Genomic DNA, 24,611 nt, shown 5'->3' with positions numbered 1-24,611 from the left:
CTAATTAATTAACGCCGCGATTTCTGGCGGGATTTGTTGCGGATTAATGATTTTAATTTGTTTGTGGCGGCCAAGTTCGCCTTTCTCAATTACCACCTGGCTTTTGGCTACCCGGAATTGCTTGCCGAGAAACTTCACCAGATGGCTGTTGGCCTGGCCGTCAACCGGCGGCGCGGTAATGGCGACTTTTACTTCGTCGCCATGTAAACCGACAATAGAATCACGGCTGGCTTTCGGCTGAATATAAAGCCGTAAAACCAGACCGTCATCGTTAACTGTTACGGCACTCATAACGCCATCCACAGCCCCGGTAGCAGCATGTTTCCGGTCGCCTGCAGTACTTCTGCGACACCCATATTAATGACATACAGCAGCAGAACGAGGATCATCGGCGAGAAATCAATCCCACCCATTGCTGGCAGCAGGCGGCGAATCGGGCGCAGCAGTGGATCAGCAAGCTGGATCAGGACGTATTCAATCGGGCTACGACCCTGGCTTACCCAGCTCATAATCGCCATCACCAGCAGGACCCAGAAAATCAACAGGCCGATGGTTTTCAGCAAAATCAGTAAACCAGCAATCCAGATGATCGGCAGGAAAGTCACGACTTTAAACAGCACGATGGCTTTGATAAAACTCAAAATGTACGCAACCAGCAGCGAGGCGCTATCAATGGGGCCCATTGCCGGAATAACGCGGCGCAGTGGTCCGATAATCGGCTGCGTCACCTTCACCACAAACTGTGAGAAGGGGTTGTAAAAATCACAATGAGCCCACTGCATCCAGATGCGTAATAACAGCACCATGGTATACAGCTCAATGACCGTTGAAAGCAGGAAAGTCAACGTATTCATGGCGTTCCTTTGATTCCTTATTTTTTAGAGTAATCACGCGCACCAAAAATTGCAGTGCCGATACGAACCATCGTGCTACCTGCCGCAATGGCGGCTTCCATATCGTCCGACATTCCCAGAGAGAGCGTGTCGATATGCGGGTAGCGCGTTTTCAGTCCGGCAAATGCTACAGCCATTTGGCGTGCAACTTCAAACTGCCTTACATATTCTGACTCAGGCGCAGGGATCGCCATCAGCCCGCGTAGACGTAAACGCGGTAGTTCAGAGACCGCTGCTGCCAGCTCGTCCAGTTCAGCCAGTTGAATCCCGGACTTACTGTTTTCATCACTAATATTAATTTGAATCAGTACGTTAAGAGGGGGAAGTTCTGCCGGGCGCTGGTCGTTCAGGCGGGTGGCGATGCGCAAACGGTCGATGGTATGACACCAGTCGAAATGTTCTGCCACCAGGCGGCTTTTATTAGACTGCAACGGGCCAATAAAATGCCATTCTAATCCTGTTACGCCCAGTTCCTGAAAGTGGCGAATTTTATCTACCCCTTCCTGAACATAGTTTTCACCAAATTGACGCTGCCCGGCATCAATGGCTTCTGCGATGGCGCTCGCAGGTTTTGTTTTACTGACTGCAAGCAGCGTAATTTCTTCTGGAGAACGACCGCAACGCGTTGCAGCCGCTGAGATTTTGTCCCGGACCTGTGCCAGGTTATGCGCAATATCGTTCATTTTCCGAGGATCTTAGTATGAATATGGAAGAAATTGTGGCCCTTAGTGTAAAGCATAATGTCTCGGATCTACACCTGTGCAGCGCCTGGCCCGCACGATGGCGTATTCGCGGGAGGATGGAAGCTGCGCCGTTTGATGCGCCGGACGTGGAAGAGCTACTACGGGAGTGGCTGGATGACGATCAGCGGGCAATATTGCTGGAGAATGGTCAGTTAGATTTTGCTGTGTCGCTGGCGGAAAACCAGCGATTGCGCGGCAGTGCGTTCGCGCAACGGCAAGGTATTTCTCTGGCATTACGGCTGTTGCCTTCGCACTGCCCGCAGCTCGAACAGCTTGGCGCACCACCGGTATTGCCGGAATTACTCAAGAGCGAGAATGGCCTGATTCTGGTGACGGGGGCGACGGGGAGCGGCAAATCTACCACGCTGGCGGCGATGGTTGGCTATCTCAATCAACATGCCGATGCGCATATTCTGACGCTGGAAGATCCTGTGGAATATCTCTATGCCAGCCAGCGATGTTTGATCCAGCAGCGGGAGATTGGTTTGCACTGTATGACGTTCGCATCGGGGTTGCGGGCTGCATTGCGGGAAGATCCCGATGTGATATTGCTCGGAGAGCTGCGTGACAGCGAGACAATCCGTCTGGCGCTGACGGCGGCAGAAACCGGGCATCTGGTGCTGGCAACATTACATACGCGTGGTGCGGCGCAGGCAGTTGAGCGACTGGTGGATTCATTTCCGGCGCAGGAAAAAGATCCCGTGCGTAATCAACTGGCAGGTAGTTTACGGGCGGTGTTGTCACAAAAGCTGGAAGTGGATAAACAGGAAGGACGCGTGGCGCTGTTTGAATTGCTGATTAACACACCTGCGGTGGGGAATTTGATTCGAGAAGGGAAAACCCACCAGTTACCGCATGTTATTCAAACCGGGCAGCAGGTGGGGATGATAACGTTTCAGCAGAGTTATCAGCTGCGGGTGGGGGAAGGGCGTTTGTAAATCGCCTTAATATCCCTGCTCGAAATAACTTTCGAGAATAATAACCGCAGAGGCAGAGTCGACTTTACCTTTGTTGAGCGCCCGATAGCCGCCCTGTTCGAACAGACCGGAGCGCGCTTCCACGGTGCTAAGCCGTTCATCATGGAGCTTAACTTCAACACCGAAACGACCATGAATACGGTTGGCAAATTTACGCGCTCTGGCAGTCAACGGCTGTTCTGTGCCGTCCATATTCAGCGGCAAACCGACGATGATTTCGTCCGGCTGCCACTCTTTCAGTAAACGTTCGATGAGATTCCAGTCCGGCGTACCGTCCTGCGCTTTAATTGCAGGCAAAGGGCGAGCGGTGCCGGTAATGCGTTGGCCGACCGCTACGCCAATGCTTTTAGTGCCGAAGTCGAAGGCGAGTAAGGTTCCACTCATCAGGCGTGCCCCGCAACGCCAGGCATGGTGAGAATATCCACACCAATCAGTTTTGCCGCATCGCGCCAGCGGTCGGCAATCGGTGTTTTGAACAGAATATTCAGATCTGCCGGGGCGGTTAGCCACGCGTTATCGAGAATTTCTTGTTCCAGTTGACCTTTCTCCCAGGAGGCATACCCCAGCGCCACCAATACGTCAGACGGTTGTTTATCGGTGCCGAGCGTTTCCAGCACATCGCGGGAAGTGGTCATCACCGTGTTGTCTGAAATGCGAATGCTGGAAGCAAAATTGGAGGGCGGAGTATGCAAAATAAACCCGCGATCTTCAGCCAGTGGGCCGCCGAGCATAACCGGTTTATCCAGACGGATTGATTCATCACGCGGCTCCGGCGTGATCTTCAGCTTTTCCAGAATCCCTTCAATTTTGAGATTTTCCAGCGGCTTGTTGACGATGATCCCCATTGCACCATTGGTATTATGTTCGCAAATGTAGACCACGGAACGACGGAAAATCGGATCCTGGAGAGCAGGCATGGCAATAAGAAAGTGATGCTGTAAATTCATTGTCAGAGGTTCTGTTTCCTGGTTCAAAAAAGCAACAGCGCCCAGTATGCGTGGAAAGAAGGGCGCTGTCACTCAGAGTCTCAACGAGATCCTTCTCGCTAAGGTGGGTTACTGCTGCTGTAAACGTGCTTCGATGGCATCCATTAACATACCGGTGATCGACACCGGAAACTCTGCTTCAATCTCACGAATACAGGTTGGGCTGGTGACGTTAATTTCAGTCAGACGGTCGCCGATGATATCCAGACCAACAAAAATCAGCCCTTTTTCTTTCAGCGTCGGTCCGATCTGACGGGCGATTTTCCAGTCACTTTCCGTCAGCGGACGAGGTTCCCCGCGACCACCGGCAGCCAGGTTACCACGGGTTTCGCCGCCTTGTGGAATACGCGCCAGGCAGTACGGCACCGGTTCGCCATCCACCACCAACACGCGTTTGTCGCCATCTTTAATGGCTGGCAGGTAATTTTGCGCCATGCAGTAGCGAGTGCCATGCTCAGTCAGGGTTTCGGCAATCACGCCGAGGTTTGGATCGCCTTCTTTCACGCGGAAAATCGACGCGCCGCCCATACCGTCAAGCGGCTTAAGAATGATGTCGCTGTGTTTCTCCCAGAACGCTTTCAGCTGTGCTTTATTGCGCGTAACCAGCGTTTCTGGCGTTAAGTCAGAGAACCAGGCGGTAAACAGTTTCTCGTTACAGTCGCGCAGGCTTTGCGGCTTGTTAACGATCAGCGTCCCTTTCTCTTCGGCACGTTCCAGAATATAGGTCGCGTAGATAAACTCGGTATCAAACGGCGGGTCTTTACGCATCAGGATCACATCGAGATCGGCCAGCGGCAGATCCTGTTCACCGACGAACGAAAACCACTCTTCGTAGTTCTGCTTCACGTTCAGCGTGCGGGTATGGGCGCGGGCTTCGCCATTGATCAAATACAGATCGCCCATCTCCATATAGTGAAGTTCGTAACCACGACGTTGTGCTTCCAGCAACATAGCGAAACTGGAATCTTTCTTGATGTTGATGCTTGCGATGGGGTCCATCACGATGCCGAGCTTGATCATTATTCTTCTCCGTTAGCCCAAATCGCCAAATCGTACTTGTAGCGCGGTAATGGCGGTGAGCGCAGTTGTCTCTGTACGCAAAACGCGAGGTCCCAACAGGATATCAGTAAATTGATAGCGGGCAGTCATGGCAATTTCATCTGCCGATAAACCGCCTTCCGGGCCAATTAGCAGGCGGACGCGTTCAACCGGTAACGGCAACGTATTGATGCTGTTACTGGCGCGCGGGTGAAGATTCAGTTTCAGTCCTTCATCCTGCTCTGCACACCAGGCTTCCAGATCCATCGCTGGACGGATTTCCGGCACCCGGTTACGACCACACTGCTCACAGGCAGCAATTGCAATCTTCTGCCACTGCTGGAGCTTCTTGTTCAGACGTTCACTATCCAGTTTAACGCCGCAACGCTCAGAAAAAAGTGGCGTAATGAGGCTTACACCGAGTTCGATCGATTTCTGGATCGTAAATTCCATTTTTTCGCCACGCGACATCACCTGACCGAGGTGAATATGCAGCGGAGATTCACGATCGTCGAGTTGGCCTTCCAGCACTTTCACTTCCACGCTTTTTTTGCTGGCGCTGGTAATTTCGGCGTCAAAGACCTGGTTGCTGCCGTCAAATAATTGCAACGCCTGTCCCGGCCCCATGCGCAGTACGCGCCCGATATGGTTGGCGGCATCTTCGCAAAGCGCGATGTGAGAATGGCTGGTCAGTGGTTCAGGATGATAAATGCGGGGGATACGCATAGTTAAAAATCCGCGTCGTCTCCCCACGCGGTTGTACGCGTGGGGTAGGAGTTAACAAAAAGAATTCCGCTAGTGTAGGTTAGCTCTTTCGCGCCTGGCAAGCGCGTTGCACATACGGGTTATGATTGCCCTGCACCTTCGCGATGCGTTCATCGCGCTCGCACTCCCAGTCGGTAACCGGATACATCTTGTTCCATGCGTTAAACAGCTGCGTTTGCTGGCGAGAAAGCGTCAGGTTGTATTGGTCACGCATATAGAAGTATGTGCGCGCAATGGCACCGCGTGCACGAGCTGGTGGCTCGGCGACTTTTTCTTTGAAATCGACCTTCATAGCGCATTGACCGTACTGGCCTTCGCCGCCATTCCACTGGCTGTACATAAAGTTGCCGCGATCGCCATTCACCTCACCGACTGACGGTTGCAGGTTATGCATATCGCTTTCCATCTTGCGATAAACCGGATCTTTGGCACAGTTTTTACGTCCACCGTCCTGCCAGCACTGGCGCTGGTGACCGAACTGCCAGGCGGGAACAACGTGTTCCCACTCTACGCGGCTGGCGCGGTTTTCATTTTTGCGCACCTGATAGCCGCACGATTGCAGATCAACAACGCCTTTTTTGCCCTGCCAGTCAATTTTACATCCGCAGTAAAACGTACCCGGCGCGTCAGCGTGGATTTTTACCGCCACGGCTTTCGCCTGAGAAAAACTATTGATACCTTCGGCCAACGTCGGGCCGGAAAATGCTGCGCTCAGTACCACCGCAGCAATAGACAAATAACGGTACATCACTTACTCCGTGTTAAAACGAGCCAGCAACGTAGCGAAAGTTGTTTTGGTATGCAATCAGCCAGATCAGGAAAGTTCCTGATAGTTCAGGTGGTTATTTTGCAATCAGCTGTTCACCGCAATGAACACAGCGATAGACGGCCTCGCCACGAACTACGCGATTATGGCGGCGTACGGTAAGCTGATGTTCCTGGCACTTGCAGCGGTAGGGGAAGGTGTTGCGACGCACGGATTGCAGTTCAAACTGGTGCGTACGACGAGCGGGAACGCCCAGCACGCTTTCCATCATCCATTTCCACTCTTTGCCATGTGGCGCTACGCGGCCGAAATGTTTCCATACCAGCAAATGTGCCAGTTCGTGTGGCACCACTTCTTCAATAAAGGCTTCGCTGTTTTCCAACAGTAAAACCGGATTGAGGCGAATTTCATAGCTTTCAAGCCAGGCTGTTCCGGCGGAGGTTCCGCGCTGGGTGTAAGAGAGTTTTGGCTCCGGGTAGTTACGCCCTAGCTTCAGGTTGGCCTGGGCGAGTTTTTCCCGCAGGCGACGCATAACGGCCTGTTGGATGGCGATAGGGAGACGGGATGTTTTCATAGCGGCAGAGGATAGAGCGAAGAAAAGATGACTGCAAGAGGTGGCTTCCTCCGCGACGGGAGGAAGCCAGAGGAGATTAATCGTGAGCGCCGATTTCGCGCAGTTTACGACCTTTCATCAGATTACGTTCAATATGTTCCAGCGAAACGTGTTTGGTTTCCGGTACCAGCCACAATGTCAGCAGGATAAACAGTACGTTCAGAGCCGCATACACCCAGAAGGTGTTGGCGTTACCCAGCGTGTTGAGCATGGTCAGGAACGTTGCGCCAACGATCATGTTGGCAATCCAGTTGGTGGCGGTGGAGCAGGTGATGCCAAAATCGCGGCCTTTCAGCGGCTGAATTTCGGAGCACAGTACCCAAATCAGCGGACCGGCACTCATGGCAAAGCCGACAATAAACATCAGCAGCATGGCGATAGCGAAATACTGCGCCGACGGAGAGTGGATACCGATATGCATCATTGTACCGAGTATGCCCATGCCAGCAGCCATCACCAGGAAGCCCAGCGTTAGCGTTGGTTTACGTCCCCAGCGGTCAACAAGGCCGATTGCGATAAAGGTGGCGAGTACGTTGGTGAGACCGACGATCACTGTCCCCCACATTTGCTCGGTGGTGTTGGTATAACCCGCCAGTTCGAAGATTTTCGGCGCGTAATACATGATGACGTTCATCCCGGTGAATTGCTGCATTACCTGCAACAGTACGCCAAGGAACACCGCGCGGCGGAAGTTGCTGTTCTCTTTAAACAGCGCCCAGCCACTCTGTTTAACCTGCAAACTTTCACGGATTTCATCCAGTTCGCGTTTCGCTTCCGCACTGGTGTCGCGCAGGCGCAGCAGCACGCGCTCGGCATCAACAAAACGGCGTTTGGCGGCAAACCAACGTGGGCTGTCTGGCAGGAAGAAAACACCAATCAGCAGCAGAATTGCCGGGATGATAATCACACCCAGCATCCAGCGCCATGCACCAGTGTAGCTAAAGGCGGTATCAGAAAGATAAGCACCGAGGATCCCGATAGTGATCATCAACTGATACATCGAGATCATACTGCCGCGAATTTTTTCCGGCGCAATTTCAGAGAGGTAAAGCGGTGCGGTATAAGAGGCCACACCCACCGCCAGCCCCAGCAGAACGCGGGAAAGAATCAGTACTTCAACGTTTGGCGCAGCCGCAGAGAACAGTGAACCAGCAACAAACAGAATTGCGCCGATCATCAGGCTCTTTTTGCGCCCGAGTTTAAAGGAGAGCCAGCCGCTACCCACCGCACCGACTGCCGCACCGAACATCATGGAGCTTACGACCCATTCTTGCGTGTGCGAAGTAATCTGGAATTCATCAGCAATAAACGGCAGTGCGCCAGCAATTACACCGATATCCAGGCCAAAGAGTAATCCCGCCAGAGCGGCAAGGAAGCAGACGAAAAACGTCATTGCCTTGTTTGACCGCCCCTGTTTTTTAGCGTCAGGCATGATGCCCTCCAATATGGTTATTTTTTATTGTGAATTAAGATAGGTGAGTACGACGTAAAAAGATGTGAAGCAAATCACATCAGTGTAATCGCTTACACTAACATTTATCTTAGTTATGATTTAAGTGCATGAAAATAATTGAGTTATATCATCATAGATTAAACGCAGTTATCTGCAATTAAGACTTTACTGAAAAGAAATGTAACAGCTGTGAAAACTGAATAATAATATGAAAATATTACAAATATTTGGCTGGTGTGGTGGGTGTAATCGGTTTCAGTCGTGGTGATGATTTGAGGGTAAAACGTGTTCAGGAAGAATGATGTTATTGTGCAGGCGGTTTTTTTTGCCGGATGCGGCGTGAACGCCTTATCCACTTACATGTGACAGCGGTTGTGGGCCTGATAAGCGTAGCGCATCAGGCATTTCTCTGGAAAAGAAAAAGGCCAGCGCGAGGCTGGCCTTTGAAAGCAGGTGAAGAAAGATTACTTCAGACCGGCAGCATCGCGCAGCAGCTGCGCTTTGTCGGTTTTTTCCCACGGGAAATGTTCACGACCAAAGTGACCGTATGCTGCGGTTTCTTTGTAGATCGGGTGCAGCAGATCCAGCATCTGAATCAGACCGTATGGGCGCAGGTCGAAGAACTCACGTACCAGCAGAGTCAGTTGTTCAGAAGGCACTTTCTCGGTACCGAAAGTTTCCACCATGATGGAGGTCGGTTCAGCCACGCCGATTGCGTAGGAAACCTGAATTTCACAACGATCGGCCAGGCCAGCCGCAACGATGTTTTTCGCGACATAACGTGCTGCGTACGCTGCGGAACGGTCCACTTTTGATGGATCTTTACCAGAGAATGCACCACCACCGTGACGTGCCATGCCGCCGTAGGTATCAACGATAATTTTACGACCAGTCAGACCGCAGTCACCCATCGGGCCGCCAATAACAAAACGACCGGTCGGGTTGATGAAGAATTTGGTGGCAGAAGTCAGCCATTCTGCGGGCAGAATCGGCTTGATGATCTCTTCCATTACCGCTTCTTGCAGCGATTTCTGGTCGATCTCTTCAGAGTGCTGAGTGGAAAGTACTACAGCATCGATACCAACGATTTTGCCGTCGTCATACTGGAAAGTCACCTGGCTTTTCGCGTCCGGGCGCAGCCACGGTAGAGTGCCGTTTTTACGTACTTCAGCCTGACGCTGAACCAGACGGTGTGCATAGGTGATAGGTGCTGGCATCAGCACGTCGGTTTCATTGGTTGCGTAGCCAAACATCAGACCCTGGTCACCCGCGCCCTGTTCCAGCGGATCGGCACGGTCGACGCCCTGGTTGATGTCAGGAGACTGTTTGCCGATAGCGCTCAGGACCGCACAGGAGTTAGCGTCAAAGCCCATGTCGGAATGTACATAGCCAATTTCGCGAACGGTGTTACGGGTGATCTCTTCGATGTCTACCCAGGCGCTGGTGGTGATTTCACCGCCAACTAAAACCATGCCGGTTTTTACGTAGGTTTCGCAAGCAACACGTGCTTTCGGATCCTGTTCGAGGATCGCGTCTAAAACGGCATCAGAGATTTGGTCAGCAATTTTGTCAGGATGCCCTTCAGAGACGGACTCGGACGTAAAAAGGTGTTTTGCCATATTTAATATCACCTAAAGAGAATTTGGTTAGCTCAAACTGTTGTGTGGATTTTCTGTGGTAGCGGATCCTACCACGACTCTGCAGGTTAAAAACACTGGCAGTCTGAGTGTTAATCGGTATGGATGGATTAACATCTGGATGGCTATTTTAGGTCAGTTCTTCACCCAATTTCCACTTTTTTTTGAATCGTGTCTCATTCTGTTAAAAACGTGGCTGGAAATTTTTCCTGACAATGCTGGCATTCTGCGTATTTATCTTTTGCAATTTTCTGCCATTGTGGGGTATAAAACGCGGCGCGCGGCTTAAATAAAAAGCACACGACGTTTCTTTCGTGTTGCCACTTCCAGCCGGGTTGAAATCAGAGTTTTGGCTTGTGGGTTCGTCTTAACAGGCGGCCGTGGAGGTGATACGAAATAATGAACCGTTGTCTGCTGCTTAACCTGTCTCACCGTTCTGGTGAAGATTCGTTCCCCGCACTCTGCATCTCTGCTTTGCATACCTGCCGATGTTATACCCATCTCGGCGCTTCTCAGGATTCAAGAGCTGGTTACAGTTACTGAGGACTGAACAAGGGCGCTCTTGTAAAAACAAGAGTTTTCTCGTGGTTTCGCCGAACTGTCACACTTACGTTCGGTTATGTGTTTAATAATGTTATGAAAAAGAAACCGGTTGCGCAGTCGGAGCGTCAGCATACTTTGCTGGAAAATCCGTGTGCTTATGGGTTGTTATCGCAGTCCCAGGCTGCGATAGTCGTTAACTGTTTTACACTTAATAAAATAATTTGAGGTTCGCTATGTCTGACGACATGTCTATGGGTTTGCCTTCGTCAGCGGGCGAACACGGTGTACTACGCTCCATGCAGGAGGTTGCAATGAGCTCCCAGGAAGCCAGCAAGATGCTGCGTACTTACAATATTGCCTGGTGGGGCAATAACTATTATGACGTTAACGAGCTGGGCCACATTAGCGTGTGCCCGGACCCGGACGTCCCGGAAGCTCGCGTCGATCTCGCGCAGTTAGTGAAAACTCGTGAAGCACAGGGTCAGCGTCTGCCTGCACTGTTCTGTTTCCCACAGCTCCTGCAGCACCGTTTGCGTTCCATTAACGCCGCGTTCAAACGTGCGCGGGAATCCTACGGCTATAACGGCGATTACTTCCTCGTTTATCCGATCAAAGTTAACCAGCACCGCCGCGTGATTGAATCCCTGATTCATTCAGGCGAACCGCTGGGCCTGGAAGCCGGTTCCAAAGCTGAGTTGATGGCGGTACTGGCGCATGCTGGCATGACCCGTAGCGTCATCGTCTGCAATGGTTATAAAGACCGAGAATATATCCGCCTGGCATTAATTGGCGAGAAGATGGGCCATAAGGTCTATCTGGTCATTGAGAAGATGTCAGAAATCGCCATTGTGCTGGATGAAGCAGAACGTCTGAATGTCGTTCCTCGTCTGGGCGTGCGCGCGCGTCTGGCGTCTCAAGGTTCTGGCAAATGGCAGTCTTCTGGCGGGGAAAAATCGAAGTTCGGCCTGGCGGCGACTCAGGTACTGCAACTGGTTGAAACCCTGCGTGAAGCCGGACGTCTCGACAGCCTGCAACTGCTGCACTTCCACCTCGGTTCGCAGATGGCGAATATTCGCGATATCGCCACGGGCGTTCGTGAATCCGCGCGTTTCTATGTGGAACTGCACAAGCTGGGCGTCAATATTCAGTGCTTTGATGTCGGCGGCGGTCTGGGTGTGGACTATGAAGGTACTCGTTCGCAGTCCGACTGTTCAGTGAATTACGGCCTCAATGAATACGCCAACAACATCATTTGGGCGATTGGCGATGCGTGTGAAGAAAATGGTCTGCCGCATCCGACAGTAATCACCGAATCAGGTCGTGCGGTGACTGCGCATCACACCGTGCTGGTGTCGAATATCATCGGCGTGGAACGTAACGAATACACGATGCCGACCGCGCCAGCAGAAGACGCGCCGCGCGCGCTGCAAAGCATGTGGGAAACCTGGCAGGAGATGCACGAACCGGGAACTCGCCGTTCTCTGCGTGAGTGGTTACATGACAGCCAGATGGACTTGCACGACATTCATATCGGCTATTCTTCGGGCACTTACAACCTGCAAGAACGCGCGTGGGCTGAGCAGCTTTATCTGAGCATGTGTCATGAAGTGCAAAAGCAGCTGGATCCGCAAAACCGCGCACATCGCCCGATTATCGACGAATTGCAGGAACGTATGGCGGACAAAATGTACGTCAACTTCTCGCTGTTCCAGTCGATGCCGGACGCATGGGGGATCGACCAGTTGTTCCCGGTTCTGCCGCTGGAAGGGCTGAATCAAGTTCCGGAGCGGCGCGCCGTGCTGCTGGATATTACCTGTGACTCTGACGGTGCCATCGACCACTATATCGATGGTGATGGTATTGCCACGACAATGCCTATGCCGGAGTACGATCCAGAGAATCCGCCGATGCTCGGTTTCTTTATGGTCGGCGCATATCAGGAGATCCTCGGCAACATGCACAACCTGTTTGGTGATACCGAAGCGGTTGATGTGTTCGTCTTCCCTGACGGTAGCGTAGAAGTGGAACTGTCTGACGAAGGCGATACCGTGGCGGACATGCTGCAATATGTACAGCTCGATCCGAAAACGCTGTTAACCCAGTTCCGTGATCAAGTGAAGAAAACCGATCTTGATGCTGAACTGCAACAACAGTTCCTGGAAGAGTTCGAGGCAGGTTTGTACGGTTATACCTATCTTGAAGATGAATAATTAAGATTATTCCGCTACCGGGTCGATTTATTTACGTAAATCGGCCCGCTTTCTTTTTATATATTCTTAAAAATAATTTAGCTGCTTTCCTTATTGAATAATCTCCCTACAATCGCTGCATTAATTAAATGCAGAGGGAACGGTTATGAAAAAATGGAAAGTACGTAGCGCGTTGGTGGCATTAGTCGTGCTGCTGGCCGGTTGTTCCAGTAATGCGCAGTATAATAGCAGTGCATCGGGCAATGTCGGCACCGCCTGGGGTGGGGATGTGCACTCAACGGTACAGGGCGTAACTGCTGAACGAGCCTGGCGCGATCCGGCAGAGATGATCGTTATTAGTTATTCGACTAATGTTCCTTCCGGCTACGACCGCGTTTATAGCATTCGTATTAACGAACTTGAATATGCTATTCGCGATGGTAATTTTAATTCTCTACCTATTACGCGGGTTTATAATTCATCAGGTAAAGAACTACGCTATATAGTCCATGCCAGAGTAGGAATGAATTACCAATTATATGTCCGCAATTACAGTCGTAACACCAACTACGAGATCGTTGCGACAGTTGATGGTCTGGATGTTCTCAATGGTAAACAAGGTTCCCTGAATAACAACGGCTATATTGTGAATGCCGGGGATTCGTTGGCGATTAAAGGATTCCGCAAAGATAAACATACCGAAGCGGCTTTTCAGTTCGCCAACGTTGCGGATTCCTACGCAGCCAATTCGGCGCAAGGCGATGTGCGTAATACCGGTGTAATCGGCTTTGCCGCCTTTGAATTACAAGGCCCGGCGCAAAATGCGCTGCCACCGTGCTCTGGACAAGCGTTTCCGGCGGACAACAATGGCTATGCGCCGCCACCGTGTCGGAAATAGTAACCTCGCTTGATGCCTCGCCCATTTAAGGCGATAATTAGCACAAAATTGTGTTTCGCAAATCCAACCCTTCCTCGTCGGGCCTAACGACGCGGAAGGGTTTTTTTATATCGACTTTGTAATAGGAGTCCATCCATGAGCACCTTAGGTCATCAATACGATAACTCACTGGTTTCCAACGCCTTTGGTTTTTTACGCCTGCCGATGAACTTCCAGCCGTATGACAGCGATGCTGACTGGGTAATTACCGGCGTGCCGTTCGATATGGCTACTTCCGGTCGTGCGGGTGGACGCCACGGTCCGGCGGCGATCCGTCAGGTTTCAACAAATCTGGCCTGGGAACACAACCGCTTCCCGTGGAATTTCGACATGCGCGAGCGTCTGAACGTGGTGGACTGCGGCGATCTGGTGTATGCCTTCGGCGATGCTCGTGAGATGAGCGAGAAGCTGCAGGCGCATGCCGAAAAGCTGCTGGCTGCCGGTAAGCGTATGCTCTCCTTCGGTGGTGACCACTTTGTTACCCTGCCGCTGCTGCGTGCTCATGCGAAGCATTTCGGCAAAATGGCGCTGGTACACTTTGACGCCCACACCGATACCTATGCGAACGGTTGTGAATTTGACCACGGCACCATGTTCTATACCGCGCCGAAAGAAGGTCTGATCGACCCGAATCACTCCGTACAGATTGGTATTCGTACCGAGTTTGATAAAGACAACGGCTTTACCGTACTGGACGCCTGCCAGGTGAACGATCGCAGCGTGGATGACGTTATCGCCCAGGTGAAACAGATTGTAGGTGATATGCCAGTTTACCTGACCTTTGATATCGACTGCCTGGATCCTGCTTTCGCGCCGGGAACGGGTACACCGGTGATTGGCGGTCTGACCTCCGATCGCGCCATTAAACTGGTACGCGGCCTGAAAGATCTCAACATCGTTGGGATGGACGTAGTGGAAGTGGCTCCGGCATACGATCAGTCGGAAATCACCGCTCTGGCAGCAGCGACGCTGGCGCTGGAGATGCTGTATATTCAGGCGGCGAAAAAGGGCGAGTAAGCGCCAGATGCGATGTCGCCCGTAGGCCGGATAAGATGCGTCAGCATCGCATCCGGCATTGCGGACAGGGTAACAAATGTGCCATTCAAGTCAGATGCGGCGTGAACGCCTTATCTGACCTACGTTCGGCACCACCAGGCTTTACTTAACCCCATCCGCGCTCATACGATCGCGAATATGCTGGGCGCGTTCGGCGGATGCCGGATGGTCGTCAAACATTGAGCTTTGGCGGCCTTCTTCCAGTTTCGCCAGTTTTTCAAAGCTGGTGGCAAGACCAGCCGGGCTGATGCCGCGTTGGCGCAGAAGATCGTAAGAATAATCATCGGCTTCTGCTTCCTGGCGCTGGGAGAATTGCGAATTGACTAATTTCTCGCCCAGATCACCAAGTTGCGATTGCGATAAACTGCCGACAATCCCGCCCGCAGAGGCTGCCGCGACTCTCACGGCGTTGGTACCTAATGCAACTTGCATCCCTTTCTTCACATGGCCTAACGCGACGTGCCCCATTTCGTGACCGATCACCGCTTCGACTTCGTTATCCGTCATCATATCCATCAGCCCGCTATAGACGCGGATACAGCCGTTTGCCATCGCAAAAGCATTCACATCCTTCGCCATATACACTTTGTAATTCACCGGCTGACCGTTGATATTGTTGCCTAGCGCATTGGCAATAGTTGTCAGACGTTTAGCGTATTCGCTATTGGCTGGCGCAATCGTCGCCTTGCTGTCCATCTCCTGACATGCCTGATCGCTCAGGGCTTTCACCTGCGCATCACTCAAACTGTAAGCCTGAAAAGCTTCCGCTCCTGATGAGAGCAGTCCGTTGGAGTCCATATTCTGGCAACCGGTCAGTACCGTTGCCACGCTCATTACTACCAATAAGGCGCGAATTTTCATGTTTTCTCTTCCGCACAAGGTCAGGATTATTCTAAAAATGCGCCGTTTGCAGGTGAATCGACGCTCAGTCTCAGTATAAGGAAAAGCGCAGCGGACGGGCGAGCGTTTGCGCAACATGCGAGCATGATCCAGAGATTTCTGAAGCGGCAAAAGGATGTTCCATGTACATGACGCGCGGCTTGCGGTAAATTGTTGGCAAATTTTCCGGCGTAGCCCAAAACGCGCTGTCGTCAAGTCGTTAAGGGCGTGCCCTTCATCATCCGATCTGGAGTCAAAATGTCCTCACGTAAAGAGCTTGCCAATGCTATTCGTGCGCTGAGCATGGACGCAGTACAGAAAGCCAAATCCGGTCACCCGGGTGCCCCTATGGGTATGGCTGACATTGCCGAAGTCCTGTGGCGTGATTTCCTGAAACACAACCCGCAGAATCCGTCTTGGGCTGACCGTGACCGCTTCGTGCTGTCCAACGGCCACGGCTCCATGCTGATCTACAGCCTGCTGCACCTCACCGGTTACGATCTGCCGATGGAAGAACTGAAAAACTTCCGTCAACTGCATTCCAAAACTCCGGGCCACCCGGAAGTGGGTTACACCGCTGGTGTGGAAACCACTACAGGTCCGCTGGGTCAGGGTATTGCCAATGCAGTCGGTATGGCGATTGCAGAAAAAACGCTGGCGGCGCAGTTTAACCGTCCGGGCCACGACATCGTCGACCACTACACCTACGCCTTCATGGGCGACGGCTGCATGATGGAAGGCATCTCCCATGAAGTTTGCTCTCTGGCGGGTACGCTGAAGCTGGGTAAACTGATTGCGTTCTACGATGACAACGGTATCTCTATCGATGGTCACGTTGAAGGCTGGTTCACCGACGACACCGCAATGCGTTTCGAAGCTTACGGCTGGCACGTTATTCGCGGCATCGACGGTCATGACGCGGCATCCATCAAACGCGCAGTAGAAGAAGCGCGCGCAGTGACTGACAAACCGTCCCTGCTGATGTGCAAAACCATCATCGGTTTCGGTTCACCGAACAAAGCCGGTACGCACGACTCCCACGGTGCGCCGCTGGGCGACGCTGAAATTGCCCTGACCCGCGAACAGCTGGGCTGGAAATATGCACCGTTCGAAATCCCGTCTGAAATCTATGCTCAGTGGGATGCGAAAGAAGCAGGCCAGGCGAAAGAATCCGCATGGAACGAGAAATTCGCTGCTTACGCCAAAGCTTATCCGCAGGAAGCCGCTGAATTTACCCGCCGTATGAAAGGCGAAATGCCGTCTGACTTCGATGCCAAAGCGAAAGAATTCATCGCTAAACTGCAGGCTAATCCGGCGAAAATCGCCAGCCGTAAAGCGTCTCAGAATGCGATTGAAGCGTTCGGCCCGCTGTTGCCGGAATTCCTCGGTGGCTCTGCTGACCTGGCACCGTCTAACCTGACCCTGTGGTCTGGTTCTAAAGCAATCAACGAAGATGCTGCGGGTAACTACATCCACTACGGTGTTCGCGAGTTCGGTATGACCGCGATTGCTAACGGTATCTCCCTGCACGGTGGCTTCCTGCCGTACACCTCCACCTTCCTGATGTTCGTGGAATACGCACGTAATGCCGTACGTATGGCTGCGCTGATGAAACAGCGTCAGGTGATGGTTTACACCCACGACTCCATCGGTCTGGGCGAAGATGGCCCGACTCACCAGCCGGTAGAGCAGGTCGCTTCTCTGCGCGTGACCCCGAACATGTCTACATGGCGTCCGTGTGACCAGGTTGAATCTGCAGTAGCGTGGAAATACGGCGTTGAGCGTCAGGACGGCCCGACTGCGCTTATCCTCTCCCGTCAGAATCTGGCGCAGCAGGAACGTACCGAAGAGCAGCTGGCAAACATCGCGCGCGGTGGTTATGTGCTGAAAGACTGTGCCGGTCAGCCGGAACTGATCTTCATCGCTACCGGTTCTGAAGTTGAACTGGCGGTTGCTGCCTACGAAAAACTGACTGCCGAAGGCGTGAAAGCGCGCGTGGTTTCCATGCCATCTACTGACGCATTCGACAAGCAGGACGCGGCTTACCGTGAATCCGTACTGCCGAAAGCGGTTACTGCACGCGTTGCTGTGGAAGCGGGCATTGCTGACTACTGGTACAAGTATGTTGGCCTGAACGGTGCCATCATCGGTATGAATACCTTCGGTGAATCTGCACCGGCAGAGCAGTTGTTCGAAGAGTTCGGCTTCACCGTTGACAACGTTGTTGCGAAAGCAAAAGAACTGCTGTAATCGGTAAGATCAGTCTGAAGGGCCGCGAAAGCGGCCCTTTTTTACTTAGTAGAGATAAACGGAACTGTACTGCCGGGGATCATGGTATCGGGTAGCTTACCGTCCCAACGCTCAGCAGTGGTGAGGGCAACAAGTCCGGGATTATCCCGCAGAGCTTCACCGCGCAGGCGGATCGCTTCTGCTTCAGCCGCACTTTTTAAACGAATAGTTTCAGCCTCTGCCGCGCCTCTTACGCGAATAGTCTCAGCTTCTGCTTTGGCTGCCGCTAGTTTACTGTCTGCTTCTGCCTGGGCCTGAGTTACCGCTATTTGCGCCTGGATTTTCTCTGTTTCCAGATTTTGCTTACGTGTGGCAATGGCGACTTCTGCTTTCATTCGATCTTCAATCGATTTTTCATAAGCGTCAGAAAAATCAATATTTTCAATCTGGACACCATCAATCACCACCGGGCCAACAACGGCTTTACGCATTGCATTTTGCAGATCCTGAACCAGTTTTGTACGATCCTGTACCGCGCTGATGGCGGTATATTGGCCGAAAACGTTCTCCAGTTGAGTTGGCAACTGACGGACAATCAGACGATCTTTTAATGCTTCAATGGTGTTGTAGGTGGTATAAACCGCGCCTGCTTCTGAAGGTTTAATGTGGAAGCTGACTGATACTGTCATTTGTGCCGGTTGCTGGTCGCGGCTGTAGGCCTGTAATCCCTGATAAACCACAGCCTGATTACGCGTGGAAATTTTCTCTACGCTTTCCATAAAAGGGATCTTAAAACCCAGACCCGGCTCGGCAACTTTTACGATTTTTCCGTAGCGCAGCAAAATGCCGCGTTCACCTTCATTAACGGTGTAATACGAGAGAAATGGCAGCACAACCACGGTAAGCACGCCAATGGCGATAGCAATAGATTTTTGTGGGCGAAATGAGGTTATTGAAACAGGCGCTTTCATGAGAATCTTCCTTGAGTAAAGTGTGGGAATATGTCACATGAGGTGAGGAGAAAACAGCCAACAGGTGAGAATTCAGAATCTATAAAGGGGGAGAGCGAAAAACATCGGCTAAAAAAGTATGTTTTCGAACATTCAATAGATAAATAGAGATATGCATCACAAATACATAGGCAGATAAAACATTGGTTTTGTGATAAACATAACAAACACAAACTTGACTTTATAAGTATAAATTTCATGTTGTTGTTATTTAACATTTTATTATTTTGGTTCATGTTTTTTTTCTTCTCGCGTGCCCAATTGCTTTCATTAAATCGCACGAGTATTTTATTTTTACCGCCGGACGGTACCCTAAAAATAAAATAAGGATAATTTATGCGGCTTATTGATTATTTTCCAGAATCATCAATCTCAGTTATACATTCAGCAAAAGATTGGCAGGAAGCTATCAATTTCTCGATGGCATCATTGCTGGATAAAAACTATATCAGCGAGAATTACATTCAGGCTATTAAAGATTCCACCATTAACAATGGCCCTTATTATATTCTCGCACCAGGCGTGGCAATGCCTCATGCGCGACCGGAATGTGGGGCGCTTAAAACCGGGATGTCTTTGACGTTACTTAAACAAGACGTTTATTTTCCGGGGAATGACGAACCGATTAAATTACTTATCGGTCTTTCTGCTGCTGATGCCGATTCGCACATTGGCGCTATTCAGGCGTTAAGTGAATTGCTGTGCGAAGAAGAAATACTTGAACAACTCTTAACTGCAACATCAGAAAAACAATTAGCGGACATTATCAGCCGCGAATAATGACTCTCTCCTCTACAGGATAATATTATGGAAAACAAGTCTGCTCGTGCAAAGGTCCAGGCTTTTGGGGGCTTTTTGACGGCAATGGTCATCCCCAATATTGGTGCTTTTATTGCCTGGGGTTTTATTACTGCATTATTTATTCCTACTGGTTGGCTGCCTAACGAACATTTCGCCAAAATTGTCGGCCCGATGATTACCTATTTATTGCCCGTAATGATTGGTTCTACCGGTGGCCATTTAGTCGGCGGTAAACGCGGCGCAGTCATGGGCGGAATAGGGACAATTGGTGTAATCGTCGGCGCAGAGATTCCGATGTTCCTTGGCTCAATGATCATGGGACCGTTAGGTGGGCTGGTCATAAAATATGTCGATAAGGCACTGGAAAAACGCATACCTGCTGGTTTTGAGATGGTTATCAATAACTTCTCATTAGGTATCGCTGGGATGCTCCTTTGTCTGCTGGGTTTTGAAGTTATCGGCCCGGCGGTGTTAATTGCCAATACTTTCGTCAAAGAGTGTATTGAGGCGCTGGTACATGCGGGCTATCTGCCTTTGCTGTCAGTCATCAATGAACCGGCGAAAGTGCTTTTCCTCAATAACGCGATAGATCAGGGCGTCTATTACCCGTTGGGGATGCAACAGGCTTCAGTTAACGGTAAATCCATCTTCTTTATGGTGGCGTCCAACCCTGGGCCTGGCTTAGGACTGCTGCTGGCGTTTACTTTGTTTGGTAAAGGGATGAGTAAACGTTCTGCGCCCGGGGCGATGATTATTCACTTCCTCGGTAGGATCCACGAACTGTATTTCCCGTATGTGCTGATGAAGCCGCTGACCATTATTGCCATGATTGCCGGCGGTATGTCTGGCACCTGGATGTTTAACTTACTGGACGGTGGTCTGGTGGCTGGTCCAAGTCCGGGGTCTATCTTTGCTTACCTTGCACTGACGCCGAAAGGCTCGTTCCTGGCGACAATTGCCGGTGTTACGGTAGGTACCCTGGTGTCCTTTGCTATCACTTCCGTAATACTGAAGATGGAAAAAACGGTGGAAACGGAGAGCGAAGATGAGTTTGCGCAGTCCGCCAATGCGGTTAAGGCGATGAAACAAGAAGGTGCATTCTCGTTAAGCCGTGTTAAGCGTATTGCCTTTGTTTGCGATGCGGGAATGGGCTCCAGCGCGATGGGCGCAACCACCTTCCGTAAGCGCCTGGAAAAAGCGGGGCTGGCAATAGAAGTAAAACATTACGCGATAGAAAACGTGCCTGCGGATGTGGATATCGTCGTTACTCACGCTAGTCTGGAAGGGCGCGTGAAACGTGTGACGGATAAACCGCTGATATTGATTAATAACTATATTGGCGATCCCAAACTCGACACTTTATTTAATCAATTAACCGCTGAACATAAAAACTGATTGCCGAGGTAAAAATGAAAACCAAAGTTGCTGCTATTTATGGCAAGCGGGATGTCCGTCTGCGCGAATTTGAACTGCCCGAAATTACCGATAATGAACTGCTGGTGAGTGTAATTTCTGACAGTGTGTGTTTATCGACCTGGAAAGCGGCGTTACTCGGTAGCGAACATAAACGGGTGCCCGACGATTTAGAAAATCATCCGGTCATTACCGGGCATGAATGTGCCGGGATTATTGTTGAAGTGGGGAAAAATCTTACCGACAAATATAAAAAAGGCCAACGTTTTGTATTGCAACCGGCGATGGGGCTACCAAGCGGGTATTCTGCGGGATACAGCTACGAATATTTTGGCGGTAATGCTACCTATATGATTATTCCGGAGATCGCCATTAACCTGGGCTGCGTATTACCGTATCACGGATCTTATTTTGCTGCGGCGTCTCTGGCAGAGCCGATGTGCTGCATTATTGGCGCTTATCATGCCAATTATCACACCACGCAATATGTTTATGAGCATCGCATGGGCGTGAAACCTGGTGGCAATATTGCGCTGCTGGCGTGTGCGGGCCCGATGGGGATAGGCGCTATCGATTACGCTATTCACGGCGGCATACAACCGTCGCGGGTAGTGGTGGTCGATATCGACGACAAACGCCTGGCACAGGTGCAGAAGCTGCTGCCGGTGGAGCTGGCGGCCAGCAAAGGCATTGAGCTGATATATGTGAATACCAAAGGAATGGCCGATCCGGTACAGAAGCTGCGGGCGCTGACAGGAGATGCTGGGTTCGATGACATTTTTGTTTATGCGGCGGTGCCTGCTGTCGTTGAGATGGCTGACGAATTACTGGCGGAAGATGGCTGCCTGAACTTCTTTGCCGGGCCGACGGATAAAAACTTCAAAGTGCCGTTTAATTTCTACAACGTCCATTACAATAGCACGCACGTCGTCGGTACATCGGGTGGTTCAACGGACGATATGAAAGAGGCGATTGCCCTGAGCGCCACGGGGCAGTTGCAACCGTCGTTTATGGTGACGCATATCGGTGGCCTGGATGCAGTGCCAGAAACCGTTCTCAATTTACCGGATATCCCCGGTGGTAAAAAACTCATTTACAACGGCGTTACCATGCCGCTCACCGCCATTGCCGATTTTGCCGAAAAAGGCAAAACAGATCCGCTGTTTAAAGAGCTTGCGCGGCTGGTTGAGGAAACGCACGGCATCTGGAATGAACAGGCCGAGAAATATCTGCTGGCGCAATTTGGCGTTGATATCGGGGAGGCCGCGCAATGATGTCCCTGGCGTGGCCATTATTTCGCGTTACGGAGCAGGCAGCGTTGGCTGCCTGGCCGCAAACCGGATGTGGCAACAAAAATAAAATTGATGGCCTGGCGGTCACCGCGATGCGCCAGGCATTAAACGATGTCGCTTTTCGTGGGCGAGTGGTTATCGGCGAGGGAGAAATTGACCATGCGCCGATGCTGTGGATTGGCGAAGAGGTGGGCAAAGGCGATGGGCCAGAAGTCGATATCGCGGTTGACCCGATTGAAGGCACGCGGATGGTGGCGATGGGGCAAAGCAATGCGCTGGCAGTCATGGCCTTCGCCCCACGAGGCAGCCTGTTACACGCGCCCGATATGTATATGAAAAAGCTGGTCGTTAATCGGCTTGCGGCGGGCGCGATTGATCTGGCGTTACCCCTGGCGGACAACTTGCGCAATGTGGCGAAAGCGTTAGGCAAACCGCTGGACCAGCTACGTATGGTTACGCTGGATAAACCGCGCCTGAGAGCCGCAATTGAGGAAGCGACACAACTGGGCGTGAAGGTTTTTGCCCTGCCGGATGGCGATGTCGCCGCCAGCGTGCTGACCTGCTGGCAGGATAATCCTTACGATGTGATGTACACCATCGGCGGCGCGCCGGAAGGAGTTATTTCTGCCTGTGCTGTTAAAGCATTGAGCGGGGATATGCAGGCCGAGCTGATTGATTTTTGCCAGGCCAAAGGGGATTACACGGAAAATCGGCAGATTGCAGAACAGGAACGCCAGCGTTGCAAGGCAATGGGCGTTGACGTTAACCGTGTGTACTCGCTCGATGAGCTGGTGAAGGGGAACGATATCCTCTTTAGTGCTACGGGCGTGACGGGCGGCGAGTTGGTGAATGGTATCCAACAGACGGCGAATGGGGTGCGGACGCAGACATTACTGATCGGCGGCGCGGACCAAACGTGTAATATAATAGACTCCCTGCATTGATGGTGATCTATCGGAAGACGAATGGCGACGCTGACAGAAGATGATGTGCTTGAGCAACTGGACGCACAGGACAATTTATTGTCATTTATGAAAACTGCGCATTCTATTTTGCTCCAGGGGATACGCCAGTTTCTGCCGTCGCTGTTTGTCGATAACGATGAAGAGATCGTCGAATATGCAGTGAAGCCGTTACTCGCCTAAAGCGGCCCGCTTAACGATATTGATGTTGCACTGCGTTTGATTTATGCGCTGGGGAAAATGGATAAATGGCTGTACGCCGATATCACGCATTTTTCCCAGTTCTGGCATTACCTGAACGAACAGGATGAAACGCCCGGATTTGCCGATGACATTACCTGGGATTTTATCAGCAACGTCAATAGCATAACCCGCAATGCGACGCTCTATGACGCGTTAAAAGCGATGAAGTTCGCTGATTTCGCCGTCTGGTCAGAGGTGCGTTTTAGTGGGATGGTCAAAACGGCGCTGACGCTGGCAGTAACGACCACCTTAAAGGAATTAACGCCGTGAAAATCGAACTGACGGTGAATGGATTGAAGGTACAGGCGCAGTACCCGAACGAAGAGATTGAAAATGTGCATAAACCGTTGCTGCGTATGCTGGCAGCCTTACAGACGGTAAATCCGCAGCGGCGTACCGTGGTTTTTCTTTGCGCTCCGCCGGGGACGGGTAAATCTACCCTGGCCACTTTCTGGGAATATCTCGCGCAACAAGACCCGGAACTACCCGCTATTCAGACGCTGCCGATGGATGGTTTTCACCATTACAATAGCTGGCTGGATGCGCATCAATTGCGCCCCTTTAAAGGCGCACCAGAGACATTCGATGTGGCAAAGCTGGCGGAAAATCTGCGCCAGGTAATGGAAGGGGATTGTACGTGGCCGCAGTACGATCGACAAAAGCATGATCCTGTTGAAGATGCGTTGCACGTTACCGCACCACTCGTCATCGTCGAAGGAAACTGGTTGTTGCTGGACGACGAGAAGTGGCGGGCGTTGGCATCTTTCTGCGATTTTTCTGTTTTTATTCATGCCCCCGTTCAAATTCTGCGGGAACGCTTGATTAGTCGTAAAATTGCGGGGGGATTATCGCGGGATGAAGCTGAAGCTTTTTATGCCCGAACCGATGGTCCCAATGTCGAGCGTGTGCTGCTGAATAGTTGTCAGGCCAATCTGATATTAGAGATGACGGAAGAAGGCAGGTATCACTTCATAAGCTGACAATTTATTCCAGTTATTGCGTGGTTATTATTACGCCAGTCTGGAATAAAGCCTCCTACAAGAAGGGAAGAAAATGTGACGTAAGTCAGATAATTGTCTTCTTTGACTGGACAATCATTCCTTTTATTCCACGTTTCGCTTATCCTAGCTGAAGCGTTTCAGTCGATTAAATGTTCGACAATTAACCAATCAGTCGCAGTTTGCGA

At 51.3% G+C, this 24,611-nt stretch carries 26 protein-coding genes and 1 pseudogene; 14 read left to right on the top strand and 13 right to left on the bottom strand.

Annotation, left to right across the window (positions count from 1 at the left end):
* The 3 genes from yggU to yggS are packed head-to-tail and all read right to left on the bottom strand — an operon-like array spanning position 1 to position 1,576.
* A complete protein-coding gene (gene yggU, locus QUE74_RS19180; RefSeq protein ID WP_001277222.1) occupies positions 1-291 on the bottom strand; it encodes a DUF167 family protein YggU in 291 nt (96 codons plus the stop codon).
* Positions 288-854, bottom strand: coding sequence for an osmotic shock tolerance protein YggT (gene yggT / locus QUE74_RS19175; RefSeq protein ID WP_001094831.1), 567 nt, complete (start codon positions 852-854; stop codon positions 288-290). The genes yggU and yggT overlap by 4 nt, the downstream gene beginning before the upstream one ends.
* A 17-nt stretch (positions 855-871) precedes the next feature.
* The gene (gene yggS / locus QUE74_RS19170) at positions 872-1,576 is read right to left on the bottom strand and encodes a pyridoxal phosphate homeostasis protein (RefSeq protein WP_000997797.1); all 705 of its coding nucleotides are present in this window, start codon (positions 1,574-1,576) and stop codon (positions 872-874) included.
* 17 nt (positions 1,577-1,593) lie between these two features.
* On the opposite strand from yggS, the gene QUE74_RS19165 reads away from it, so the two are divergent.
* Positions 1,594-2,574, top strand: coding sequence for a PilT/PilU family type 4a pilus ATPase (locus tag QUE74_RS19165; protein ID WP_071533255.1), 981 nt, complete (start codon positions 1,594-1,596; stop codon positions 2,572-2,574).
* A gap of 6 nt (positions 2,575-2,580) precedes the next feature.
* Here QUE74_RS19165 and ruvX read toward each other — a convergent pair whose 3' ends face one another.
* From ruvX to metK, 8 genes are all read right to left on the bottom strand, one after another.
* Positions 2,581-2,997, bottom strand: a complete 417-nt coding sequence (gene ruvX / locus QUE74_RS19160; protein ID WP_000017111.1) for a Holliday junction resolvase RuvX — start codon at positions 2,995-2,997, stop codon at positions 2,581-2,583.
* A complete protein-coding gene (locus tag QUE74_RS19155; RefSeq protein ID WP_001339287.1) occupies positions 2,997-3,560 on the bottom strand; it encodes a YqgE/AlgH family protein in 564 nt (187 codons plus the stop codon). The genes ruvX and QUE74_RS19155 overlap by 1 nt, the downstream gene beginning before the upstream one ends.
* Positions 3,561-3,668: 108 nt before the next feature.
* Positions 3,669-4,619 (bottom strand): glutathione synthase, encoded by a 951-nt coding sequence (gshB, locus tag QUE74_RS19150; RefSeq protein ID WP_000593299.1) that lies wholly within the window; start codon positions 4,617-4,619, stop codon positions 3,669-3,671.
* 12 nt (positions 4,620-4,631) lie between these two features.
* Positions 4,632-5,363 (bottom strand): 16S rRNA (uracil(1498)-N(3))-methyltransferase, encoded by a 732-nt coding sequence (rsmE, locus tag QUE74_RS19145; protein ID WP_001300912.1) that lies wholly within the window; start codon positions 5,361-5,363, stop codon positions 4,632-4,634.
* A gap of 79 nt (positions 5,364-5,442) precedes the next feature.
* A complete protein-coding gene (gene endA / locus QUE74_RS19140) occupies positions 5,443-6,150 on the bottom strand; it encodes a deoxyribonuclease I (protein ID WP_000286518.1) in 708 nt (235 codons plus the stop codon).
* A 94-nt stretch (positions 6,151-6,244) separates the two neighbouring features.
* Positions 6,245-6,742 carry a SprT family zinc-dependent metalloprotease gene (locus tag QUE74_RS19135; RefSeq protein WP_001296359.1) on the bottom strand — a complete coding sequence of 166 codons (498 nt, stop codon included), beginning with the start codon at positions 6,740-6,742 and terminating at the stop codon, positions 6,245-6,247.
* A 76-nt stretch (positions 6,743-6,818) separates the two neighbouring features.
* Positions 6,819-8,213 carry a galactose/proton symporter gene (galP, locus tag QUE74_RS19130; protein WP_001352953.1) on the bottom strand — a complete coding sequence of 465 codons (1,395 nt, stop codon included), beginning with the start codon at positions 8,211-8,213 and terminating at the stop codon, positions 6,819-6,821.
* Between the two features lie 485 nt (positions 8,214-8,698).
* Positions 8,699-9,853: a methionine adenosyltransferase gene (gene metK, locus QUE74_RS19125; RefSeq protein ID WP_001062128.1), complete on the bottom strand. Its 1,155-nt coding sequence runs from the start codon at positions 9,851-9,853 to the stop codon at positions 8,699-8,701.
* Positions 9,854-9,908: 55 nt separating this feature from the next.
* Here metK and yqgD point away from each other — a divergent pair, with 55 nt between their 5' ends.
* The 6 genes from yqgD to speB all read left to right on the top strand — a co-directional run bounded on the left by yqgD (position 9,909) and on the right by speB (position 14,557).
* Positions 9,909-10,160: a protein YqgD gene (gene yqgD, locus QUE74_RS19120; RefSeq protein ID WP_001305310.1), complete on the top strand. Its 252-nt coding sequence runs from the start codon at positions 9,909-9,911 to the stop codon at positions 10,158-10,160.
* Between the two features lie 110 nt (positions 10,161-10,270).
* On the top strand, positions 10,271-10,414 hold the full coding sequence (gene yqgG, locus QUE74_RS19115) for a small protein YqgG (RefSeq protein WP_001297404.1): 144 nt from the start codon (positions 10,271-10,273) through the stop codon (positions 10,412-10,414).
* 93 nt (positions 10,415-10,507) lie between these two features.
* On the top strand, positions 10,508-10,639 hold the full coding sequence (gene yqgB, locus QUE74_RS19110) for an acid stress response protein YqgB (RefSeq protein WP_001360961.1): 132 nt from the start codon (positions 10,508-10,510) through the stop codon (positions 10,637-10,639).
* 8 nt (positions 10,640-10,647) lie between these two features.
* On the top strand, positions 10,648-12,624 hold the full coding sequence (gene speA / locus QUE74_RS19105) for a biosynthetic arginine decarboxylase (protein WP_286331724.1): 1,977 nt from the start codon (positions 10,648-10,650) through the stop codon (positions 12,622-12,624).
* A 145-nt stretch (positions 12,625-12,769) separates the two neighbouring features.
* Positions 12,770-13,501, top strand: coding sequence for a hypothetical protein (locus QUE74_RS19100; protein ID WP_000758926.1), 732 nt, complete (start codon positions 12,770-12,772; stop codon positions 13,499-13,501).
* 135 nt (positions 13,502-13,636) lie between these two features.
* Complete coding sequence (gene speB / locus QUE74_RS19095; protein WP_000105566.1) at positions 13,637-14,557, top strand: agmatinase; 921 nt, start codon at positions 13,637-13,639, stop codon at positions 14,555-14,557.
* A 141-nt stretch (positions 14,558-14,698) separates the two neighbouring features.
* On the opposite strand, the gene loiP is transcribed toward speB, so the two are convergent.
* Positions 14,699-15,457: a metalloprotease LoiP gene (loiP, locus tag QUE74_RS19090; RefSeq protein WP_000701845.1), complete on the bottom strand. Its 759-nt coding sequence runs from the start codon at positions 15,455-15,457 to the stop codon at positions 14,699-14,701.
* Between the two features lie 276 nt (positions 15,458-15,733).
* Here loiP and tkt point away from each other — a divergent pair, with 276 nt between their 5' ends.
* Positions 15,734-17,725, top strand: coding sequence for a transketolase (gene tkt / locus QUE74_RS19085; protein WP_000098630.1), 1,992 nt, complete (start codon positions 15,734-15,736; stop codon positions 17,723-17,725).
* Between the two features lie 41 nt (positions 17,726-17,766).
* Here tkt and QUE74_RS19080 read toward each other — a convergent pair whose 3' ends face one another.
* Positions 17,767-18,675: a prohibitin family protein gene (locus QUE74_RS19080; RefSeq protein ID WP_000646925.1), complete on the bottom strand. Its 909-nt coding sequence runs from the start codon at positions 18,673-18,675 to the stop codon at positions 17,767-17,769.
* A 375-nt stretch (positions 18,676-19,050) separates the two neighbouring features.
* Here QUE74_RS19080 and cmtB point away from each other — a divergent pair, with 375 nt between their 5' ends.
* From cmtB to QUE74_RS19050, 6 genes and pseudogenes are all read left to right on the top strand, one after another.
* Positions 19,051-19,494 carry a PTS mannitol transporter subunit IIA gene (gene cmtB, locus QUE74_RS19075; RefSeq protein ID WP_001236704.1) on the top strand — a complete coding sequence of 148 codons (444 nt, stop codon included), beginning with the start codon at positions 19,051-19,053 and terminating at the stop codon, positions 19,492-19,494.
* Between the two features lie 27 nt (positions 19,495-19,521).
* On the top strand, positions 19,522-20,910 hold the full coding sequence (cmtA, locus tag QUE74_RS19070; RefSeq protein ID WP_000428828.1) for a PTS mannitol transporter subunit IICB: 1,389 nt from the start codon (positions 19,522-19,524) through the stop codon (positions 20,908-20,910).
* Between the two features lie 14 nt (positions 20,911-20,924).
* Positions 20,925-22,202 (top strand): zinc-binding dehydrogenase, encoded by a 1,278-nt coding sequence (locus tag QUE74_RS19065; RefSeq protein ID WP_000853198.1) that lies wholly within the window; start codon positions 20,925-20,927, stop codon positions 22,200-22,202.
* Complete coding sequence (glpX, locus tag QUE74_RS19060) at positions 22,199-23,164, top strand: class II fructose-bisphosphatase (protein ID WP_000987316.1); 966 nt, start codon at positions 22,199-22,201, stop codon at positions 23,162-23,164. Before QUE74_RS19065 ends, glpX begins: the two co-directional genes overlap by 4 nt.
* A gap of 21 nt (positions 23,165-23,185) precedes the next feature.
* Positions 23,186-23,695 (top strand): annotated as a pseudogene (gene fumE, locus QUE74_RS19055) (fumarase E).
* Positions 23,692-24,405 carry a nucleoside/nucleotide kinase family protein gene (locus QUE74_RS19050; protein ID WP_000687719.1) on the top strand — a complete coding sequence of 238 codons (714 nt, stop codon included), beginning with the start codon at positions 23,692-23,694 and terminating at the stop codon, positions 24,403-24,405. The pseudogene fumE and the gene QUE74_RS19050 overlap by 4 nt, the downstream one beginning before the upstream one ends.
* Positions 24,406-24,611: the final 206 nt, after the last annotated feature.

Origin of the sequence: Escherichia sp. 10290 (assembly GCF_030295155.1) — a bacterium.
In the GTDB taxonomy this organism is placed as follows: Bacteria; Pseudomonadota; Gammaproteobacteria; order Enterobacterales; family Enterobacteriaceae; genus Escherichia; species Escherichia coli_F.
Note: the sequence above shows the minus strand (reverse complement) of the source record. Positions and strands in the feature narration are given on the sequence as shown.

Coding starts and splice junctions, on each gene's coding strand:
- yggU (WP_001277222.1), bottom strand. CDS start 291: ATGAGTGCCGTAACAGTTAACGATGACGGTCTGGTTTTACGGCTTTAT.
- yggT (WP_001094831.1), bottom strand. CDS start 854: ATGAATACGTTGACTTTCCTGCTTTCAACGGTCATTGAGCTGTATACC.
- yggS (WP_000997797.1), bottom strand. CDS start 1,576: ATGAACGATATTGCGCATAACCTGGCACAGGTCCGGGACAAAATCTCA.
- QUE74_RS19165 (WP_071533255.1), top strand. CDS start 1,594: ATGAATATGGAAGAAATTGTGGCCCTTAGTGTAAAGCATAATGTCTCG.
- ruvX (WP_000017111.1), bottom strand. CDS start 2,997: ATGAGTGGAACCTTACTCGCCTTCGACTTCGGCACTAAAAGCATTGGC.
- QUE74_RS19155 (WP_001339287.1), bottom strand. CDS start 3,560: ATGAATTTACAGCATCACTTTCTTATTGCCATGCCTGCTCTCCAGGAT.
- gshB (WP_000593299.1), bottom strand. CDS start 4,619: ATGATCAAGCTCGGCATCGTGATGGACCCCATCGCAAGCATCAACATC.
- rsmE (WP_001300912.1), bottom strand. CDS start 5,363: ATGCGTATCCCCCGCATTTATCATCCTGAACCACTGACCAGCCATTCT.
- endA (WP_000286518.1), bottom strand. CDS start 6,150: ATGTACCGTTATTTGTCTATTGCTGCGGTGGTACTGAGCGCAGCATTT.
- QUE74_RS19135 (WP_001296359.1), bottom strand. CDS start 6,742: ATGAAAACATCCCGTCTCCCTATCGCCATCCAACAGGCCGTTATGCGT.
- galP (WP_001352953.1), bottom strand. CDS start 8,213: ATGCCTGACGCTAAAAAACAGGGGCGGTCAAACAAGGCAATGACGTTT.
- metK (WP_001062128.1), bottom strand. CDS start 9,853: ATGGCAAAACACCTTTTTACGTCCGAGTCCGTCTCTGAAGGGCATCCT.
- yqgG (WP_001297404.1), top strand. CDS start 10,271: ATGAACCGTTGTCTGCTGCTTAACCTGTCTCACCGTTCTGGTGAAGAT.
- yqgB (WP_001360961.1), top strand. CDS start 10,508: ATGAAAAAGAAACCGGTTGCGCAGTCGGAGCGTCAGCATACTTTGCTG.
- speA (WP_286331724.1), top strand. CDS start 10,648: ATGTCTGACGACATGTCTATGGGTTTGCCTTCGTCAGCGGGCGAACAC.
- QUE74_RS19100 (WP_000758926.1), top strand. CDS start 12,770: ATGAAAAAATGGAAAGTACGTAGCGCGTTGGTGGCATTAGTCGTGCTG.
- speB (WP_000105566.1), top strand. CDS start 13,637: ATGAGCACCTTAGGTCATCAATACGATAACTCACTGGTTTCCAACGCC.
- loiP (WP_000701845.1), bottom strand. CDS start 15,457: ATGAAAATTCGCGCCTTATTGGTAGTAATGAGCGTGGCAACGGTACTG.
- tkt (WP_000098630.1), top strand. CDS start 15,734: ATGTCCTCACGTAAAGAGCTTGCCAATGCTATTCGTGCGCTGAGCATG.
- QUE74_RS19080 (WP_000646925.1), bottom strand. CDS start 18,675: ATGAAAGCGCCTGTTTCAATAACCTCATTTCGCCCACAAAAATCTATT.
- cmtB (WP_001236704.1), top strand. CDS start 19,051: ATGCGGCTTATTGATTATTTTCCAGAATCATCAATCTCAGTTATACAT.
- cmtA (WP_000428828.1), top strand. CDS start 19,522: ATGGAAAACAAGTCTGCTCGTGCAAAGGTCCAGGCTTTTGGGGGCTTT.
- QUE74_RS19065 (WP_000853198.1), top strand. CDS start 20,925: ATGAAAACCAAAGTTGCTGCTATTTATGGCAAGCGGGATGTCCGTCTG.
- glpX (WP_000987316.1), top strand. CDS start 22,199: ATGATGTCCCTGGCGTGGCCATTATTTCGCGTTACGGAGCAGGCAGCG.